We start from the raw sequence: 16,920 nt of genomic DNA on the forward strand, positions 1-16,920 counted from the left end.
GCGATCAGCGCATGAAATACCTCGTACGGGACAAACTGCTGGCCATCGGGGACGACTACTGGATCGAGGACGAGGACGGCCGGCACGCCTTCCTCGTCGACGGGAAGGCGCTGCGCTTCCGCGACACCCTGGAGCTGAAGGACCGCGACGGCCGGATCCTGATCACCCTGCGGGCGAAGCTGTTCTCGCTGCGCGACGCGATGACCCTGGAGCGGGACGAACTGCGGCTCGCGGTGATCCGCCGCAAGCGGCTCTCCCTGCTGCGCAACCACTTCCTGGTCACCCTGACCGACGGCACGGAACTCGACGTCAGCGGGCGGATCCTGGACCGCGAGTTCAAGGTCGAGTACGACGGCGAGCTGCTCGCGCTGGTCTCCCGCCAGTGGTACCGGATCCGGGAGACCTACGCCGTCGACGTGGTCCGGGAGGACGCGGACCCGGCGCTGCTCATCGCGGTCGCCGTGTGCGTGATCCGGATGGCCGAAAAGGAGCGGGAGGGCCCGGACCCCGAAGGGTGAGACGGCCGATCCGGGGGGACGCTCCGGGCCACGGGGGACCACCCTTCACCAGGAGGCGACCATGGCGACCCTGCCGGAGCGCGGCGACGACCGCGGGTACGAGCTGCTGACCCCCGACTTCTTCCGCGACCCGTATCCCGTCTACGCGCGGATGCGGGAAGCGGACCCCGTCCACTTCCACGCCCCGCTGAACGCCTGGCTGCTGAGCCGCTACGAGGACGTCGACTTCCTGCTGCGCGACCGGCGCACCTCCGCCGACCGGGTCGGCCCGCTGCTCGCCGAGGCCCCGTGGGAGTTACGCGGGGAGGCGGCGCTGCTGGGCCGCTTCCTGGGCGACTGGATGATCTTCGCCGACGCGCCGGAGCACACCCGGCTGCGGGCGCTGATGACCCGCACGTTCTCGGCGCGCGGCATCGCGGGGCTGCGCGACTTCACCGCCCGCACCTGCGCCGGGCTGCTGGACGCGGCCGCCGCGAAGGGGGAGTTCGACCTGATCGCGGAGGTGGCGATGGCGCTGCCGCTGCGGGTCATCGGGCACGTGCTGGGCATCCGGCCGCAGGACCTGGACGACTTCCGGCAGTGGTCGGCGGACCTGATGGCCGTGCCGATGATGAGCGGGGAGCCGCGGCAGCGGTACGCGCGGGCGGTCGCCGCCGTGCACAGTCTGGAGGCGCTGTGCGGGGAGCTGATCGCGCGGCGGCGCGGCCGGCCGGTCGCCGACCTGCTGGGGCACCTGGTCGCCGCCGAGGTCGACGGGCAGTCGCTGACCGACGAGGAACTCGTGGCGTGCTGTGCGCTGATCGTGATCGCCGGGCACGAGACCACCGCCTGTGCCATCGCCAACGCGGTGCTCGCGCTGCTGGAGCACCCCGAGCAGCTGGCGGCGCTGCGCGCGGACCCGGCGCGGCGGGTGGGGCCGGCCTTCGAGGAGTCGCTGCGGTGGAACAGCCTGTCGGGGTGGATGGGCCGGACCACCACCGCCGACGTGGCGGTGCGGGGCCGGCTGATCCCGGCGGGCAGCCTGGTCTTCGGCCTGACCGGCTCCGCGAACCGGGACGAGCGGGCCTACGAGCACCCCGACCGCTTCGACATCGGCCGGCCGGTGGCCGCGACCCGGCGCCACCTCACCTTCGGGCACGGGCTGCACATGTGCCTGGGCGCGGCGCTGGCCCGGATGGAGGCGGGGGTGTGCCTGGAGCAGCTGGTGACGCGGCTGCCGGGGCTGCGCCTGGCGGTGCCGGCCCCGGAGCTGGAGTGGCTCCAGGGCCTGGCCCTGCGCGGCCCGGCGGCCCTTTGGGTGCGGGTCGGCTAGTGCCGTGACCCGGTGAACCCTTCCGGTCACGGCACTGGACGCGGCCCGGCGGGGTGGGAGCCGGCGGTGGCCCGGCCCGGCGGGGTGGGAGCCGCCGGTTGCCCCGGCCCGGCCGCCGTGCCGGGTCAGGAGCTGCGGTCGGCGGTGGCGCCCGGGGTGCGCAGGCCCAGCATCCGGTCCTTCAGCGCGGGGAACTGCTCCCGGGTCTCGGCCACCTTCCGCGGGTCGAGGTCGACGGTGAGCACGGTCTCGCCCGGTCCCGCCTCGGCCAGGACCTCGCCCCAGGGGTCCACGACCAGGCTGTGTCCCGACTGCTCGACGCCCGCGTGGGTGCCGGCCAGCGCGCAGGCGAGTACGTACGACTGGTCCTCGACGGCCCGCGCCCGGTTGAGCAGCGTCCAGTGGGCGCGGCGGCGGGCCGGCCAGCCCGCCGCGACCACCACGGTGGTGGCGCCCGCGTCGACCAGGCCCCGGAACAGCTCGGGGAAGCGCAGGTCGTAGCAGGTGGCCAGGCCCAGGGTCTGTTCCGGCAGGGTCACCGTGGTCAGCGAGTCCCCGGGCGACATCAGCACCGCCTCGCCCTGGTCGAAGCCGAAGCGGTGGATCTTGCGGTAGGTCGCGGCGAGCTCGCCCGCCGGGGACAGCACGAGCGCGGTGTTGTAGAGCGAGCCGTCGCCCGCGCGCTCGACGACCGAGCCCGCGTGCAGCCAGACCCCGGCGTCCCGAGCCGCCTTGGACATCGCCTCGTACGTCGGGCCGTCCAGCGGCTCCGCCTCGGTCTCGAACTGCTCGTAGGCGAAGGCCCCGACCGTCCACAGTTCGGGCAGCACCACGAGATCGGAGCCGCTCTGCTCCCGGACGAGTTCGGCGGCCCTCGACCGCCGGGAAGCCACCGACTCCCCCTCATTCACCGCGATTTGGATCAGCGAGGCGCGCACATTACCACCGTCCTGGCCTGTCGGCCGTCAACTCGGGCCTACGATCGTCACACGAAAGCACTGCCGGGGTGTTCATCGGCAGCGTAGTTTTGGGCATAGTCCACAACGCGCCACTGAAACTGCACGCGAGGGGTCCCGTTGACCGTCCATCCCAGCCTTGAGCCCTATGCCGACGCGTGGACGCATTCCATCGAGGCGATATCCGAGCTGGTGCGCCCGCTGCCCGAGTCCGACTGGAACCGGGCGACCCCCTGCCCCGGCTGGTCCGTCCGCGACGTCGTGTCCCACGTCATCGGCATCGAGTGCGAGCAGCTCGGGGACCCGCGGCCGATCCACACCCTGCCGCGCGATCTGCGCCACGTGGTGGACGAGTTCACCCGGTACATGGAGGTCCAGGTTGACGTCCGGCGCCACCACACCGCCCCGGAGATGACCTCGGAGCTGGAGTACACGGTCATCCGGCGGCAGCGCCAGCTGCGCAACGAGAAGCGGGATCCGGCCACGATGGTGCGGGGTCCGCTCGGTGACCAGGTGACGCTGGAGCACGCGCTGCGGCTGCGGGCGTTCGACGTGTGGATCCACGAGCAGGACCTGCGGGCCGCGCTGGGCGCGCCCGGCAACTGGGACTCGCCGGGCGCGTACGTGGCGCGGGACCTCCTCCTCGCCGGGCTGGCGAAGGTGGTCGCGAAGGGGGCGGGCGCGCCCCCCGGCTCGGCCGTGGTGGTGGACGTGCACGGGGCGCTGGAGTTCATGCGGACCGTACGGGTGGACGCGACGGGCCGGGCCACCGTGGAGGAGACGCCCTCGCTGGGCCCGGCCGTGACGCTGACCATGGACTGGGAGACCTACGTACGGCTCGCCGCGGGCCGGGTGCGGCCGCGCACGGTCGCCGACCGGGTGAAGGTGGACGGCGACGAGGAGTTGGGCGACGCGATCCTGGCGGCCTTCGCGGTGACTCCGTAGCACCGGCGCCTCCCGGCGGCCCTCAGGCCGTGGCCGGGGCCGGCGCCGGATCGCCGTGGGAGGCCACCGGGGCGGTAGCCCGGCGGTCCCGTTCGCGGGCCAGGGCCCGGCCGCGCAGGCCCAGGATGCGGGAGACGCCGAGGGCCTGGAGGACGAACACCGAGGCGAAGGCGATCCGGTAGTCGTCGCCGGTGGCGTCGAGCAGGACGCCGACCGCCAGCAGGGTGGTCATCGAGGCGAGGAAGCCGCCCATGTTGGTGATCCCGGACGCGGTGCCCTGGCGTTCGGGCGGGTTGGCGGGCCGGGCGAAGTCGAAGCCGATCATCGAAGCGGGCCCGCAGGTGCCGAGCACCACGCACAGGGCGACGAGCAGCCACATCGGCGCCCGGTCCCCCGGGTAGACGAGGACGGCGCCCCACAGCGTGGCGGTGGTCCCCACGGTGGCCAGGGCCAGCGGGATCCGGGAGGACTGGCGGCGGCCGACGAGCTGGCCGTAGAGCAGTCCGAAGCCCATGTTGGAGGCGACCACCAGGGTCAGCAGCCCGCCCGCGGTGGTCCGGGACAGCCCCTGTGCCTCGACGAGGAACGGCATCCCCCACAGCAGCAGGAACACCATCGCCGGGAACTGGGTGGTGAAGTGCACCCACAGCCCGAGCTTCGTGCCGGGCTCCCGCCAGGAGTCGGCGATCTGACGGCGCACGAAGCCACCGGAACCACGGCCGCCGCCGGAACCACCGGAGCCGCCGGACGCGCCGGAGCCGCCCGAGCCCCGGGCCGGGGCGGCCGGCCCGTACCCCTCGGGGTGGTCGCGCAGGAACAGCACCAGCGGCACCAGCACCACGAGCCCGGCGACCGCGCTGCCCGCGAAGGCGGGCACCCAGCCGAGGCCGTGCAGGACGGGTGCCAGCACGAGGGTGGAGACGAGGTTGCCCGCCATCCCCACCAGCCCGGCCAGTTGCGCCATCAGCGGCCCGCGCCGCGCGGGGAACCAGCGGGTGCCCAGGCGCAGGACGGAGATGAAGGTCATGGCGTCGCCGCAGCCGAGCAGGGCGCGCGCGGCCAGCGCCATCCCGTAGGACGGGGACAGCGCGAAGCCGACCTGTCCGGCGGTGAAGAGGACGGCGCCCAGGGTGAGGACCTTCTTGGTGCCGAGCCGGTCCACCATCAGGCCGACGGGTATCTGCATCCCTGCGTAGACCAGCAGCTGGAGGAGGGAGAAGGCGGCCAGCGCGGAGGCGTTGACGTGGAAGCGGTCGGCGGCGTCGAGCCCGGCGACGCCGAGGCTGGTGCGGAAGATGACGGCGACGAAGTAGACGGCGACGCCGATCGACCAGACGGCCACGGCCTTCCGTCCGCCCGGCGGGTCCTGGAGCGGCCCGCTCATCGGCCCGCCCCCCGCACCAGCGCCTCGACCCGCCCGACGTGCCCGCGTACGGCGGCCGCGGCGGTGTCGGCGTCGCCGGCGCGCAGGGCGTCCAGGATCTCGGTGTGCTCGGCGAGGGTCAGCTCCACCCGGTCGGGGTGCGCGTGCAGCAGGGCCACGCCCATCCGCAGCTGGCGGTCGCGGAGCTGGTCGTAGAGCCGGGACAGGATCTGGTTGCCGGCGTGGCGGACGATCTCGGCGTGGAAGCCCCGGTCGGCGGCCATCAGCGCGGGCAGGTCCCCCGCGACCGCGTGCCGGCGCTGCTCCTCGACCAGCTCCGCGAGCCGCTCCAGCAGGGCGGGCGGGGCGGGCACGGCCCGGCGGACGGTGAACTCCTCGACCAGCAGCCGGGTTTCGATGACGTCGGCGATCTCCTGCGCGGAGACCGGCAGCACCAGGGCGCCCTTCTTCGGGTACAGCTTCAGCAGGCCCTCGGTCTCCAGCCGCAGCAGCGCCTCGCGGACGGGCGTGCGGGAGACGCCGACGGCCTCGGCGAGTTCCCCCTCCGTGAGCAGTACCCCGCCCTCGTAGCGGCGGTCCAGGACGCCCTGCTTGACGTGGCGGTACACGCGGTCGGCGGCGGGCGGCGGCTTCGGGCCGGGTGCGGCCGTGGGGAGGGGCATGCGCACAGGATAGATACATCATGGATGCGCGCGACCGCCCGTCCATCATCCGGACGGCCCACCGCCCACCGCTCCCCACCGCTCAGCGCGGACCGTGGACCTCGACCTCCAGCAGGAGTTCGTCGTACGGGGCCTCCTGCGGGTACGGCGGCCTGATCTGGGCGAACCGGATCCGGGCCCGCGCCCCGGGCCGGCGGCCCCGGAGCGTGTACGCCCGCTCGACCGCCTCCCCGGGCAGGAGCCCGCGCTCCGCGCCGGGCCCGGCGTCCGCCACCGCGACCGTGACGGCGTCCTCGTCCCCCGTCACCTGCCAGGTCCACACGTAGCCGCGCGCTCCCCGGCCGGGCAGCCGCAGGGTGTACGTCTCGCCCGGCCCGAGCTCGATCCGGCGCACCTCCACCCGCGGCCCCTCTCATGCCGGGCCGATGACCGGCCCCTCGTGCCAGCCGGCACCGTCCCGCCAGTAGTGCTGGAGCAGGCGGTCGGTGCGCAGGACGACGACTTCCAGGTTGAACCCGAAACTGCCCTGGAGCATCCCGGTGACGGTGAGCACGTCGTGTCCGAAGACGGCGCCGCGGGCCCAGGCGGCGCCCGAGGCGTTCCCGCGCCACCAGTGCTCGACGCGGCCGTCCGCGCGGGCCGCGCACAGTTCGTAGTTCCCGGCGGTGTCCTCGTCCGCGGCCCCGTACTGGGCCTCGACCATGCAGGGAGCCGAGGTGATCCCGCCGCCGAAGACCTCGCCGGGGCGCCAGACGAAGCCGTTGGCGTCGTCGCGCCACCACAGCTGCATCGTGCCGTCCGTACGGGCCGCCACCAGGTCCAGGTGGCGGCTTCGGGTCTGCACCAGGGCGGGGCCGTAGTGGGCGATCCCGGAGGCGAAGCGGCCGCCGTCGTTCCAGGTCCAGGGGGCGCCGTTGATCCGCCACCAGTGGTTCAGGCGGCCGTCGGCGGTGCGCACGACCACCTCGAAGTTGCCCGGCGCGCCGTAGTCGCTCTGGATGAACCCGGGCGTCGAGCCGAGCGCCGCGTCCCCGGGGCCGAAGGCGCCGCCGTCGCGCCAGACGCCGACGGACTGCTCGTAGTACCAGTGGCGCAGCCGGCCGCCCGTGGTGACGTGCAGGGACTCCATGTTCCGGTTGTAGGTGGAGCCGGTGAAGGCCGGCTGGCCGCCGGCGTCTGCGGCGAAGGACGCCCCCCGGGACCAGGCGAAGGGGGCGTCGCCCTCGCGCCACCAGTGCTGGAGCCGCCCGCCGCCCGCCGCCGCGGCCATCTCGAAGTTGCGGTGGGCCCGGCCGTTGCCGCTCTCGTAGACGCTGCCCGCGTGCAGGCGGCGCTTGCTCCAGGGGTCGATGTTGGTGCCGCGCAGTCCGCACTTGGCCCAGTAGTCGATGTTGACCTCGCCGTAGGCGATCCGGCCGTACCCGCCGACGTGGTAGCCGGTCCCCCAGGAGTTCTTGAACAGCCAGCAGCCGGCCGCGTCGTCGTAGCCGACGACCAGCACGCAGTGGCCGCCCGCGAGCCGGTCGCTGGTGCGGTGGTAGACGCCGGAGCCGAGCCCGAAGAAGTCGTCGTAGACGTCGAAGCAGGCCGTGAGCGGGCCGACCGTGTCCAGCCAGGCCTTCTGCTGCTCCACGTCCCCGAGACGGACGTAGTCGGTGATCCGCACGGTCCGGCCCGAACGGTCCCAGCTGGGCGTGTACTCGGCCCGCCACGCGTCGCGCCGCTCGGCGGGCAGTCCGGGGGGCGGGGGGCTGTAGGGCCAGCAGTCCGGGTCGGCGAGGCCGCCGTTGGCGCGGATCCAGTCGAGGGCGGTCTCCGGGTTGCCGCCCTGCCCGCAGGTGGACTTGAGCCCGTCGTGGACGTCCCCCTCGGACCGCTCCGCCCACACGTCGTGTTCGATCCGGGCCATCGACTCGACGAGACCGGCCGCGCCGAAGGCCCAGCAGGACCCGCAGGGGTTCTGGTCCTTCACCTTCGTCAGCCAGGGCCAGCCCCAACGGGTCCGCCAGTCCACGGCGGTGGGCCGGCCCGCCGGCACGCCCGTCGTCACGCCCGCCGTCACGCCCGCCGTCACGCCCGCCGCCGTGTCCACGTCCGCGTCCGTGTCCGCGTCCGTTCCGGCGGCGGCGCCCGTGGCAGTGCCCGCGCCACCGTCAGCGCCGCCGTCGGCGCCGCCGTCCGGCAGCAGGCCGTGCGCGGCACGGCGCCGGGTCAGGTGCGGATTGCCGCTGGGGTGGCCGATCAGAGCCCGCAGGTCCACGGTCCCGGCCTCCGCGGCCGGGGTCAGGTTCACCCCCGGTTCCAGACCGAGCGCGGGGCGCGGCACGGGCTCCCCGTCGGCCAGGTGCTCGCTCACCGACCACCGCGCCCCCCGCGCCACGAGCTGTGCCCTCAGCTCCCCGGCCGTCTGGACAGACTCCCCCGGCATACCGCCCCCAGCTGCAACCGCCCCGTTCCCGAGCCCCGGGAGCGTCTCCCCGGCGCGGGACCGCGTCAAGGGGGTCCGCGCGGTCGCGCGGAGGCACGGGGGTCGTACGGTGCGGGGAGCCCGCCGACGGGTGCGGCTACGGGGCCATCGCCTGGCCCCCGATGCCCGCGGCCCCCGCCAGCTGTGCCCGCCACCACGCCGCCACCTCGTCGCGGCTCATCCGCGCCCACGGCGGCGTCCGCTCCACCTGGGCCCGGCCCAGCCGGCGGGCCAGGGCGACGAGGTCGCGGCCGGCCGGTCCCCGGGCGGCCTGGTAGGCGTCCAGCAGTTCCTCCCAGGAGTCCGCGCGGCGCCACGCGGCGGCGAACGCGGTCGCGTCCTGGAGCGCCTTGGCGGCGCCGCTGGTGTTGTGCGGGCGCACCACGGTGGCCGCGTCACCGGCGAGCAGGAGCCGCCCGGCGGTGGTGCGCGCGGTCTCCAGGTCGTAGATGGGCTGCACGAAGGTGTCCGCCGGGTCGGTCAGCGCGAGCGCCCGGCCCCAGTACGGCGGGAACTCACGCTCCAGGAGCTCCCGCAGGTGCCCCGACAGTTCCGGGGTCAGCGCGCCCGGCGGGAAGCTGGTCGGGTCGTCGTAGCGCAGGGCGCCGTCCCGCGGCGGCGGGGCGTACAGCACCCAGTTCACCCGGGGGCCGTCCGGACCGGGGATCCGGTAGATCACGCAGCTCCCGCCCGCGAAGCAGACGGTGGTGACGGCCTCGGGGTGCGGGTCGGCGCCCCCGCCGGCGGGCTCCGCCAGCCGTGCCGCGTCGAAGTTGCCGCGCCAGCACACGTACCCGGCGTAGTGCGGCCGGGACCCGGGGCAGACCGCCTCGCGGACCACCGAGCGGTAGCCGTCCGCCCCGACGGCCAGGTCGTACCGCTCGACGGAGCCGTCGGCGGTCCGCACCTCGGCGGCGCCGCCCGCGTCCGCGGCCACGCCCGCCACCGTCACGCCCTGCCGGTAGCGCACCCCGTCGGGGGTGGCCGCGCGCAGCCCGCGCCACAGCAGCCCCCAGTGGTACGAGTGGAAGGGGAAGGGCTGCTCCCAGATCAGCCGGCCGCCCTGCGCCCCGGGCTCCCGCACCACCCACCGGCGCCGCTCCAGCCGGTGCGCGGGGATCCCCGCGGGCAGCGCCCCGGCCGCGGCCAGTTCGGCGGCCCGGTCGTCGTGGACGCAGAGCCCGAGGCCCCGGTCCGCGAGCCGGCCGCGCGTGCGCTCCAGTACGACGACCTCTTCCGCCCCCGCCCGCACCGCCGCGGAGGCGAACGCGCACCCCGCGATGCTCCCGCCGATCACGGCGACCGTTCCACCCTGCATGTCCGACTCCTGATCTAGTTGTATGTGTGCGGAGCCCTACCCAGGCGCGCGGGCGCCCACCGGTGCCCGGCGACCCGGCCGCCCCGCACCGCGCACCGCTCAGCCGGCGAGGGCCTGCCTGATGCGCTTGAGCGACGGGTTCGTCATGACGGACCCGGTGCCCGTCGGGGAGACCACGCGGACCGTGGGCACCGTTTCGTTGCCGTCGTTGACGGAGCGGACGAAGGCGGCGGCCTCCGGGTCGCGCCAGATGTTCACCGGCCGGTAGCGGGTTCCGGTCAGGCGGAGCTTGACCCAGAGCTTGATGCAGAACGCACAGCCGGGCCGCCAGTACACGGTGACGGCCGGGGCCGAGGCAGATGAGGTGTCCATGCCCGAAGCCTGGCACGGCCGGAGCCCGGCACGGCCGGAGCCCCTGGGAAGCGCCCGGAGCTCCCCTATAGGGTCGGTCGGTATGGATGGCTGGACGGCGCCGAGCGCGATCGAGAGAGAGCTGTACGAGGCGAAGTCCCGCGGGGACTGGCCGGCCTTCCTGGACGCCCTCGCCCGCGCCGAGCTGTTCCTCCCCCAGCACCGCGCCGCCGTCGACGCCGATCCGCGGCAGGCCCGTTTCCACCCCGCCCCCGGCGGGGCGAGCCTGGCCGTCTACACCCGGGGCATGCTGCCCGCTCCCGACCCGCACACCGTGTACCTGCGCCAGAGCCTCGCCTGGTTCGCGAACGCCTGGGACGACCGGGACCCCGCCTACCTCGCCGTGAACCCCGGCTGCCCCGCCGAGGCCTACCTCACCACCCGCCCCGAGGACCGCGCCCGCTGGCGCGCGCACTGGGACGCCGCCCCCTCGTGGGGCCTGTCCGAAGGCGCCGTGCACGCCCTGCACGCCGGCGGGCCGCTGCACGGTCCGGTCGCACACGGGCTGGCCGTCGGCGCGCACCTCGCCGTCGCCAACGGGGAGTTCTGGAACGCCCTCGCCCAGCACGGCAACGGCTACACCCGCGAGCGCGAGCGGATGCGCAAGTGGTGGGGCGTCACCGACGGCGCGGGCTGGCTGGAGGCCCTGCGGCAGCTGCAGAACGCCGACGCCGTCAGCCCCGTCTGGGAGTACGCGCTGCGCGTGCGCCGCGTCCTCGCCTCCGACTTCGCCGGGCCCGTCGACGTGGAGCACTGGCGGCACGCCGCCGAGGCCAGCCTGCGCCGCGGCGCCGAACGCTCCGCCGAGCCGCAGCTCACCCCCGAAGGGGTCACCGTCGTCGAGCCGCGCCCCGCCGCCGAGGTCGAGGGCGAGATCGCCGGGGTGCGCCGGCTCATCGGCCGGATCGCCCGCTACGAGCAGCGCTTCCGGGCCGACGGGCTGCTCCCGCCGGACGGCTGGGTGCGTTCCGTGGAGGGCTGGGACCACGGCCGGGCCTCCCAGATGGCCCGCTGGGGCGTCGCCACCCGCTACGGCACCCTGGAGGACGCCGAGCGGGGCGTGCTCCGCGCCGGCGAGGCCGCCCGCGGGGCCTACCGCTCCTGGTCGGACTTCTCCGCCGGATACTCCCTCGGCCGGTGCCTGCACTTCGACGAGGAGGAGTTCGGGGACTGGTACGCCTCCTCGCTCGCCACCCATCTGACGCTGACCACCGACCCGGCCAGCCCCTGGCTCAACATCCCCTGGCGCTGAGCGACTTCGGGTAGTCCCCGCGCCGCGCGCCGGACCGGCCCCCGGCCGCCCAGACGCCAACTAGGCTCCCCCGCATGACGATTGCGCTGAACGACACCGTGCGACAGCTCCTCGACTCCCCGCACCCGGCCGTACTCTCCACCATCGACCCCGACGGCAGTCCGCAGAGTTCGGTGGTCTGGGTGACCCGGGACGGCGACGACGTCCTGATCTCCACCGAGCGGGGCCGGCGCAAGGAGCGCAACGCGGCCCGCGACGGGCGGGTCGGCCTGACCGTCTTCGACCTGGCCAACCCGTACCTCTACGCGGAGATCCGCGGCACCGTGACCGTCACCGAGGACACCGGCCGGGCGATCGCCGTCCGCATCGCCGAGGAGTACCTCGGCCCGGGCGCCGGCAAGGAGTACGGGAACACCGGGGACGGTGCGGTACGGGTGGTCCTGCGGCTCACCCCGTCCAAGGTCCTGGGCAACGCCGCGAAGGGCTAACGACGCCGCCCCGGCAGGCGCAGGGACGGCAGCAGGGACAGCGCGATCAGGCCCGCCGCCACCGCGTACGCGGTGCGGAAGCCGGCCGGGCCGGTGCCCGCAGCGCCCAGGACCACGGACGTCAGGGCCGTCCCGACCGAGGCGCACAGCTGGGAGTTGATGCTGAGGGCCGTGCTCGCCGCCGCCATGCGTGCGGCGGGCAGGTCCCGGCCGGCGGTGGTCATCGTCGGCATCAGCACCATCCCGGCGCCGACGCCCATCAGCATCAGCGAGCCCACGACCTGCCCGCCCGGCACCTCCGCCGCGCCGGTCCGCAGGCCGGCGAGCAGCATCCCGAGGGCCGCGACCGCCACCCCCGCGGGGATCAGCCGGCGCGGGGCGACCGCGTCGACGCGCCGGGAGGCGATCTGCATGGTCACCCCGACCGCGAGGCCGACGGGCGCCACCAGCAGCCCCGCCGCGCTCGCGCTCAGCCCGCGCGCCTGCTGCCAGTACACCGGGGCCAGCAGCATCGAGCCGAAGTAGCCGCAGGTGAACGGGGCGAGCGTGCCGATGGCGGCGGCGAAGGTGCGGTCGCGCAGCAGCCGCAGGTCGAGCAGCGGCTCCGGCACGCGCAGCGCACGCCGTACGAAGGCCGCGACGAGGACGGCGCCGCCCAGCAGGGGCAGCAGCACCCCGGGGGAGCCGAACCCGCCGCTCCCGCCGCCCCGGGACAGCCCGTACAGGAGCAGCGCGAGGCCCGGGGAGAGGCTCAGCAGTCCGGGGACGTCGAGCCGCGGCGGGGCCGCCGCGCCCAGGGGGGAGTCCGGGCGCAGCAGCCTCACCGCGAGAAGGAGGGCGGCCGCTCCGACGGGCAGGTTGACGAGGAAGATCCACTGCCAGGAGGCGGCGTCGATCAGCCAGCCGCCCAGCATCGGCCCGGCCACGGGGCCGACGAGCACGGGCAGCCCCAGCAGGGCCATCGCCCGCCCGAGCCGGTCGCGGTCGGCGGCCCGCATCACCATCGTCATGCCGACCGGCATCAGCAGTCCGCCGCCGAGCCCCTGGACGGCGCGGAAGGCGATCAGGCTGCCGGCGCTCCACGCGCACGCGGCGAGCAGGGAGCCGAGGGTGAACAGGGACAGGGCCGCGAGGTAGGTGCGCTTGGCGCCGATCCGGCCCATCGCCCAGGCTGCTGCCGGGATGACGGCGGCCAGGGCCAGGGTGTAGGCGGTGGCGGTCCACTGGACGGTCTCCAGCGGGGCCCCGAAGGACTCGGAGAGCCTGTCGAGCGCCACGTTGACGATGGTCGTGTCGAGGACGGACATGACGGCGCCGGTGATCACGACGGTGAGGATGCGCCCGAGCTGCCCGGGCGCGGTCCCTAACGCCGCCGGCGAGTCCTCGGCGGTGGGTGCGGTCGGCATCGTGCGGTGGCCCTCAGAGCTCGTACGGGTGGACCGTGCGGACGGTTTCGGCAGCAGACATGACTGACTGTCCCCCTCTGAAGAACCGGATGGTTGGTTTGTGCCTCTGGCCTGCCAGTAAGCTACAACGCACGTTGTAAGAACCACAACGACCGTTGTGGAGGACGGCGCGAGCGGCGATGGAGGAGCGATGGAGGAGGAGGCCCCGGGCGGCGGCCCGGAGGGGACGGCGGACGCGCTCCCGCCCCGGAAGCTGGCCAAGCGGATCGCGATCGTGCGCGCCGCCTGCGCGGTGTTCGGCCGCGAGGGGTACGCGCGCGCCTCCGTCGACGCCCTCGCCGCCGCGGCCGGGGTCTCGACGCGGACGCTCTACAACCACTTCCCCGGAGGCAAGTCGGAGCTCTTCCGGGCCGTCGTGACCTGGAGCTCGGGCGAGGTGCGGGACGCCCACGTGGCCACCGTGCGCACCCTGCTGGACCCCGGGCGCCCGCCCCACCCCGACAACCTGGAACGGGACCTGGCCGCCCTCGTCCGGGCGCTGATCGACGTGATGGTCGAGCACCCCGACCACTTCGCCCTCGTGCGCCACGTCCACGCCGAGGCCGACCACGTGCCGCCCGAGGTGCTGGCGGCCTGGAAGTCCGCGGGCCCCGGCCCGGTCGGGGACGCCCTCGCGGACGCCCTCGCGGGCCTGGAGGAGGCGGGGCTGATCGACGTGCACGGCGACGCGGAGCTGGCGGGCGCCCACTTCACGGCGCTGACCTCCAGCGCCGTCGCGCAGCTCTCGCACTACGGGGTCCTGCCCCTGTCCGAGGCCCGGACCGACCGCCTCGTCCAGGGCGGCGTCGCGGCCTTCCTCCGCGCCTACCGCTCCCGCCGAGGGCCCGCACGAGAGGCCTCAGGGCAGCCGGCCGGCGACCTGTGACCAGGCGTCCACCGACGCGGCCAGCGGGTCCCCGGGGGCCAGGTACGGACGGGCGGCGCCCGTCCACCGCAGCAGGTTCCTGATCAGCCTCAGGTGCACGATCCGGTCCCGGGGCAGCGCGCGCCAGTCCCGGGCCCGTGCGGCCGCCTCCGCCGGGGTGAGGTCGATCAGCGCGAGCGCCTCCCGGCACAGCGCGGCCGGGTCCCCGCCCGGTCCGGGCCCGAACTCCCGGATCAGGTAGCTCCGTACGAAGGCCAGGTCGATCCCCCGCACCAGGTCCGGGGCGCCCTCGGCCCGCGCGCAGCGGTACGCCGCCGCCACCGCCAGCCGGCCCCAGCGCAGCCGCACCGCGTCCGGCAGGGTGTCGTCCCGCATGCCGCCCACCGCGAGGCCGCGCAGGGTCCGCGGCAGGGGCTCGTCCCCCAGCGGGGGTCCGGTGGCCAGCCACGCCTCCAGTTCCGCCAGGGCGTGCCCGTCGGGCGGTACGGAGGTCAGCACCTGGCCCCGGCTGAGCAGCGCCACCACGGCCCCCGTCAGGCGGACCCGCGCCGTGTGCCCGGCGCCGAAGGAGTCGGCCGGGCGGCCGTGGCGCTCTATGCGGCGCAGCCCGAGCCGCGACGGCCCGGCGGCGTAGACCTGCCCGGACCGGGCGACCCCGCCGAGGCACCGTACGAGGCACACGCCGCCCGTGACGTCGGCCTCCTCGACGCGGTACACCTGCAACTCGGTGATGGGCACCCCGACCCCCTTCCCGGTGGGGGAGGTTACCGCCTCACGCCGCCGCCGGCTCCTCCAGGACGAGGCGGATCTCGGTGACCTCGTAGCCGGCCCGGTCGAAGGCGGCGGCCATCGGGAGGTTGACGGTGTCGGTGGTCGCGGTGATCCGCTCCGCGCCGTCGGCGGCGTGGAAGCGGGTGATCTCGCCGAGGATCTCGTCGATGAGGCCCTTGCCGCGCTGCTCCGGGACGACGCCGAGGTAGCCGACGTTGCGGTGGTAGGGGGTCGCGGAGGGGACGGCCATCCCGGCGAGGGTGCCGTCGGGCAGGTGGGCCAGGCGCCACCAGGAGCGCTCGCCGGGGCAGTCGAGGTAGAAGGCGAAGTCGTCCTTGGCGAACTCCTCCTCCGTCATCACGGCCAGTTCCTGCCGGGTGTTCACGTCGAGGCTGCCCCGGGAGAGCCGGGCGAAGACGTCGAGGAACTCCTCGTCGGTGCCCTCGCGGAAGACGAGGCGTCCGGTGGGCGCGGCGGTCCCGGCGGCCGGGGTCCACTCGTAGCGCAGGCGCTCGACCTCCTGCGTCAGACCGGCCCGCCGCGCGGCCTCCTGCCGCCAGGCGACCGCCGCGGCCGACGCCGGGTCGGACCGCCAGTCGCGGGGCAGCGAGATGTTGTAGCCCGGGGCCTTGCCGAAGGCGGCGTGGCCGGCTTCCAGGAGGCGTGCGGCGAGGGCGGCCGGGTCGGCCACGCCCTCGCGGACCTGGAGGCAGTCGAGCGCGACGGGCCGCTCGCTGTCGGCGCGCCCCCACCACAGGGCGCGGGCGATCGGCTCCCCGTCCCCGTCCTCGGCCGTCCAGATCCACTCGGGACGGATCCGGTTCGCGGCGAGCTCCTCGCGGATCCGCTCGGCGCTCAGGGCGGCGACGGGGCCGTCGGCCCGGTAGGCGACGGCGCGGTCGAGGGCGGCGGGGTCCGCGGTGGCGGCGTCTGCGGTGGCGGCGCGAAGGATCATCCGGCGATGATCACACGCCACGATGCCTCCGACCAGGCATTTCGGCTGTGCGGAAGCGGAACGCAAAGGGCCGGTACCGCGCACGTGCGTGCGCGGTACCGGCCCCTCGGAAGGCGTGCCGCGAAGCCGTTACGACCAGGTGATCAGCCGGCGCGGGTGCTCCAGGACGGCCGCGATGTCGGCCAGGAAGCGGGATCCGAGCTCGCCGTCGATCAGACGGTGGTCGAACGACAGCGCCAGGGTGGTGACCTGACGGGCCTTCACCTTGCCCTTGTGGACCCACGGCTGGAGCTTGATCGCGCCGACCGCGAGGATCGCGGACTCGCCCGGGTTCAGGATGGGCGTACCGGTGTCGACGCCGAAGACGCCGACGTTGGTGATGGTGATGGTGCCGTTCTGCATGTCGGCCGGGGAGGTCTTGCCGTCGCGGGCCGTGGCGACCAGCCCGGACAGGGCCGTCGACAGCTCGCCGAGGGTCTTGGCGTGCGCGTCCTTGATGTTCGGGACGATCAGCCCGCGCGGAGTGGCCGCCGCGATGCCCAGGTTGACGTAGTGCTTGAGCACGATCTCCTGGGCCGCCTCGTCCCAGGACGCGTTGACGTCCGGGTTGCGGCGGATCGCGACGAGCACGGCCTTCGCGATCAGGAGCAGCGGGTTGATCCGCAGGCCCTGGAGGTCCGGGTCCTCCTTGAGCTCCTGGACCAGCTTCATCGTCCGGGTCACGTCGAGCGTGATGAACTCGGTGACGTGCGGCGCGGTGAACGCGGAGTTGACCATCGCCTGGGCCGTGACCTTGCGGACGCCCTTGACCGGGATCCGGGTCTCCCGCGCCGAGGCCTCCACGGCCTGCGGTACGGGTACGGCCACGGGCGCCTCGGCGGCGGCCGGAGCCGGGGCGACGGCCACGGGCGCCGGGGCGATCGCGGCGGCAGCGGCGGCGTGCACGTCCTCGCGGGTCACGATGCCGCCGTCCCCGGTGGGGACCACCGCGGCAAGGTCGATGCCGAGGTCCTTGGCGAGCTTGCGCACCGGCGGCTTGGCCAGCGGGCGCTCCCCGTCCGGCTGCGCCGGGGCCCGTGAGCGCGGGCTGGTCCCCGCCGGCGCGGGAGAGTCGAACGACCTGAAAGGCTCGGGCTCATGAGCTGCGGAG

17 protein-coding genes are annotated in these 16,920 nt (G+C 75.0%); 6 read left to right on the forward strand and 11 right to left on the reverse strand.

Annotation, left to right across the window (positions count from 1 at the left end; translation table 11 throughout):
- Positions 1-11: 11 nt before the first annotated feature.
- Positions 12-518 (forward strand): LURP-one-related family protein, encoded by a 507-nt coding sequence (locus tag ABZW32_RS27675; protein WP_356220705.1) that lies wholly within the window; start codon positions 12-14, stop codon positions 516-518.
- 61 nt (positions 519-579) lie between these two features.
- Positions 580-1,830: a cytochrome P450 gene (locus tag ABZW32_RS27680; RefSeq protein ID WP_356220708.1), complete on the forward strand. Its 1,251-nt coding sequence runs from the start codon at positions 580-582 to the stop codon at positions 1,828-1,830.
- 125 nt (positions 1,831-1,955) lie between these two features.
- Here ABZW32_RS27680 and ABZW32_RS27685 read toward each other — a convergent pair whose 3' ends face one another.
- Complete coding sequence (locus tag ABZW32_RS27685) at positions 1,956-2,768, reverse strand: carbon-nitrogen family hydrolase (protein WP_356220710.1); 813 nt, start codon at positions 2,766-2,768, stop codon at positions 1,956-1,958.
- A 138-nt stretch (positions 2,769-2,906) separates the two neighbouring features.
- On the opposite strand from ABZW32_RS27685, the gene ABZW32_RS27690 reads away from it, so the two are divergent.
- The gene (locus ABZW32_RS27690; RefSeq protein WP_356220713.1) at positions 2,907-3,731 is read left to right on the forward strand and encodes a maleylpyruvate isomerase family mycothiol-dependent enzyme; all 825 of its coding nucleotides are present in this window, start codon (positions 2,907-2,909) and stop codon (positions 3,729-3,731) included.
- Positions 3,732-3,753: 22 nt separating this feature from the next.
- Here the strand turns inward: ABZW32_RS27690 and ABZW32_RS27695 are convergent, their stop codons facing one another.
- From ABZW32_RS27695 to ABZW32_RS27720, 6 genes are all read right to left on the reverse strand, one after another.
- Complete coding sequence (locus ABZW32_RS27695; RefSeq protein ID WP_356220715.1) at positions 3,754-5,115, reverse strand: MFS transporter; 1,362 nt, start codon at positions 5,113-5,115, stop codon at positions 3,754-3,756.
- Complete coding sequence (locus ABZW32_RS27700; RefSeq protein ID WP_356220718.1) at positions 5,112-5,777, reverse strand: GntR family transcriptional regulator; 666 nt, start codon at positions 5,775-5,777, stop codon at positions 5,112-5,114. Before ABZW32_RS27700 ends, ABZW32_RS27695 begins: the two co-directional genes overlap by 4 nt.
- Positions 5,778-5,859: 82 nt before the next feature.
- Complete coding sequence (locus ABZW32_RS27705; protein WP_356220720.1) at positions 5,860-6,177, reverse strand: protease inhibitor I42 family protein; 318 nt, start codon at positions 6,175-6,177, stop codon at positions 5,860-5,862.
- A 12-nt stretch (positions 6,178-6,189) separates the two neighbouring features.
- On the reverse strand, positions 6,190-8,205 hold the full coding sequence (locus ABZW32_RS27710) for a C1 family peptidase (RefSeq protein WP_356220723.1): 2,016 nt from the start codon (positions 8,203-8,205) through the stop codon (positions 6,190-6,192).
- A gap of 136 nt (positions 8,206-8,341) precedes the next feature.
- Positions 8,342-9,562, reverse strand: a complete 1,221-nt coding sequence (locus ABZW32_RS27715) for an FAD-dependent monooxygenase (RefSeq protein ID WP_356220726.1) — start codon at positions 9,560-9,562, stop codon at positions 8,342-8,344.
- 99 nt (positions 9,563-9,661) lie between these two features.
- Positions 9,662-9,934, reverse strand: coding sequence for a glutaredoxin domain-containing protein (locus ABZW32_RS27720; RefSeq protein WP_356220728.1), 273 nt, complete (start codon positions 9,932-9,934; stop codon positions 9,662-9,664).
- An 82-nt stretch (positions 9,935-10,016) separates the two neighbouring features.
- Here ABZW32_RS27720 and ABZW32_RS27725 point away from each other — a divergent pair, with 82 nt between their 5' ends.
- On the forward strand, positions 10,017-11,225 hold the full coding sequence (locus ABZW32_RS27725; RefSeq protein ID WP_356220731.1) for a DUF1266 domain-containing protein: 1,209 nt from the start codon (positions 10,017-10,019) through the stop codon (positions 11,223-11,225).
- Positions 11,226-11,299: 74 nt separating this feature from the next.
- Positions 11,300-11,713 carry a PPOX class F420-dependent oxidoreductase gene (locus ABZW32_RS27730; protein WP_356220733.1) on the forward strand — a complete coding sequence of 138 codons (414 nt, stop codon included), beginning with the start codon at positions 11,300-11,302 and terminating at the stop codon, positions 11,711-11,713.
- On the opposite strand, the gene ABZW32_RS27735 is transcribed toward ABZW32_RS27730, so the two are convergent.
- Positions 11,710-13,119, reverse strand: coding sequence for a DHA2 family efflux MFS transporter permease subunit (locus tag ABZW32_RS27735; RefSeq protein ID WP_356220735.1), 1,410 nt, complete (start codon positions 13,117-13,119; stop codon positions 11,710-11,712). The two genes, ABZW32_RS27730 and ABZW32_RS27735, sit on opposite strands and share 4 nt — an antisense overlap.
- A 190-nt stretch (positions 13,120-13,309) precedes the next feature.
- Between ABZW32_RS27735 and ABZW32_RS27740 the strand changes: the two genes are divergently transcribed.
- Positions 13,310-14,044, forward strand: coding sequence for a TetR/AcrR family transcriptional regulator (locus tag ABZW32_RS27740; protein WP_356220737.1), 735 nt, complete (start codon positions 13,310-13,312; stop codon positions 14,042-14,044).
- Here ABZW32_RS27740 and ABZW32_RS27745 read toward each other — a convergent pair.
- The 3 genes from ABZW32_RS27745 to ABZW32_RS27755 all read right to left on the reverse strand — a co-directional run.
- Positions 14,018-14,782 carry a hypothetical protein gene (locus ABZW32_RS27745; RefSeq protein ID WP_356220739.1) on the reverse strand — a complete coding sequence of 255 codons (765 nt, stop codon included), beginning with the start codon at positions 14,780-14,782 and terminating at the stop codon, positions 14,018-14,020. The genes ABZW32_RS27740 and ABZW32_RS27745 overlap by 27 nt on opposite strands.
- A 34-nt stretch (positions 14,783-14,816) precedes the next feature.
- Entirely contained in the window at positions 14,817-15,770 is a 954-nt protein-coding gene (locus ABZW32_RS27750) for a GNAT family N-acetyltransferase (RefSeq protein WP_356220741.1), read from the reverse strand.
- 129 nt (positions 15,771-15,899) lie between these two features.
- On the reverse strand, positions 15,900-16,920 hold a 1,021-nt coding region (locus ABZW32_RS27755; RefSeq protein ID WP_356220744.1), incomplete at its 5' end, for a dihydrolipoamide acetyltransferase family protein.

Source organism: Streptomyces sp. NPDC004667 (genome assembly GCF_040609475.1).
In the GTDB taxonomy this organism is placed as follows: domain Bacteria; phylum Actinomycetota; class Actinomycetes; order Streptomycetales; family Streptomycetaceae; genus Streptomyces.